Raw genomic sequence first — 1,922 nt, 5'->3', positions numbered from 1 at the left:
CAAGGTGTGCCACGAACATGGAAAGGAACTTGATGTAGGCAGAGTTTCTGGAAGTGATGCTCTGTGGGAGATGAAGGATTGATGGCCCTTCGGAGTCGCCCTGCGGGGGGAGGCTTCAAACCGGCACATGCTGCGGCGGTCACGGCCGTGCGTGGTGAGCGATGTGTTAAAAGGCGCCAGTTGAGGCGTCGGGTGGGGGTCAGGAAGACGATCGCTGGTGACGTGTCGTTATTTAACTCCAGGTGTCATCGAAACCGTAGGGTCCTTGTGCTCTCGGGACGAGTCTGGCGGGTGCCCGCTGACTGGCCAGGCGGTGACCGGCATGGAGGCGACGTGAGCCTGGCCTGCTGCTTCCACAGGGAACGTGGGAAGGTGCACCCCGACACAGCAGCCCAGACACGCGCTGCGACAGGGAGATCCTCAAGCCGCGGAAACGGTGAGAGGCCGAGTACCGTCGCGGGGTGCGCTGGCGGACCAACTCGTAGTAGTGATGAAACTCCTGTAATGGGGGCCGAGCGAAGGGGTTGGGTCATCCGTGGTTGATTCGTTTAGTCAACCGGAATCTTTTCCGGGAGGAACTGGGTGAATGAACTGAAATCGACAGGCAAGCCGTTTGCTATTTCGAAGTGGGAGGTCTGGGAGGCATATCGGCAAGTGAAGGCCAACAAGGGTGGGTCGGGAGTGGATGGCTGCTCGATCGAGGAGTTCGAGTCCGACCTGAAGAACAATCTCTACCGGGTGTGGAACCGAATGTCCTCGGGCAGCTACTTCCCACCGGCGGTGAAAGCGGTGGAGATCCCCAAACCGCACGGTGGCGGCACGCGCATGCTCGGGGTGCCCACCGTCGCCGACAGGATCGCCCAAACGGTGGTGGCCCGCAGGCTGGAGGCGAAGGTCGAACCGATCTTTCATCCCGACTCCTACGGCTACCGGCCGGGTCGGTCGGCCCTGGACGCGGTGGCCACGTGTCGGCAGCGCTGCTGGCGCAAGGACTGGGTCATCGACCTCGATGTCGCCAAGTTCTTCGACAGCGTGCCCTGGGACCTCGTGGTCAAAGCGGTGGCGGCTCACACCGACCAGCCGTGGGTGGTGCTGTATGTGCGGCGATGGCTGGCCGCGCCGCTGCAACTGCCCGACGGAACCCTTGCTGAACGAGACCGCGGAACACCACAAGGTTCAGCGATCTCACCCGTGCTGGCGAACCTCTTCCTGCACTACGCGTTCGACGCGTGGATGGCCCGGCAGTACCCGGACGTGCCGTTCGAACGCTACGCCGACGACGGTGTCGTGCACTGCGACAGCCACCAGCAGGCCCAAGAGGTCCTGGCGGCGATCGCGAAGAGGATGGACGACGTCGGGCTGCGCCTGCATCCCGACAAGACCAAGGTGGTGTACTGCAAGGACGGCAACCGGCGTGGCTGGCATGAGCACACGTCGTTTGACTTCCTCGGGTTCACCTTCCGCGCCCGTAAGGCCCGCACCAGGGCAGGCAAGACCTTCACCAACTTCCTGCCCGCGATCAGCAAGGACGCCCTGAAGAAGATCAGCGGGGAAGTCCGCCGATGGCGACTGCACCGCAGAACAAGGCACAGCTTCGCCGAGCTCGCCAAGAAGATCAATCCGATCATTCGGGGCTGGATGCAGTACTACGGGACGTTCTACCGCTCCGCGCTGTGTCCCCTCCTGGCACGCATCAACGCCTACCTGCTGCGCTGGATCCGCAAGAAATACAAGCGGCTTCGACCCTTCCACAAGGCACTGGCGTGCTGGCGGCGCATCACCAACCAGCATCCCAGGCTCTTCGCCCATTGGGCATGGGTCCGCACCGCCTGGAGAACAGGATGACAAGAGCCGTATGACGGGAGACTGTCACGTACGGATCTGCGAGGGCCGGAGGGTGCGACTCCCTCCGGCTACTCGAC

General features: G+C 62.9%; 1 protein-coding gene. It reads left to right on the top strand.

From position 1 onward, the window contains the following. The first annotated feature begins 582 nt into the window (after positions 1 to 582). Positions 583 to 1,845, top strand: a complete 1,263-nt coding sequence (gene ltrA / locus FFT21_RS28335) for a group II intron reverse transcriptase/maturase (RefSeq protein ID WP_137816964.1) — start codon at positions 583 to 585, stop codon at positions 1,843 to 1,845. The last annotated feature ends 77 nt before the right edge of the window (positions 1,846 to 1,922 follow it).

This window comes from Gandjariella thermophila (assembly GCF_005405885.1).
Classification (GTDB): domain Bacteria; phylum Actinomycetota; class Actinomycetes; order Mycobacteriales; family Pseudonocardiaceae; genus Gandjariella; species Gandjariella thermophila.
Note: the sequence above shows the minus strand (reverse complement) of the source record. Positions and strands in the feature narration are given on the sequence as shown.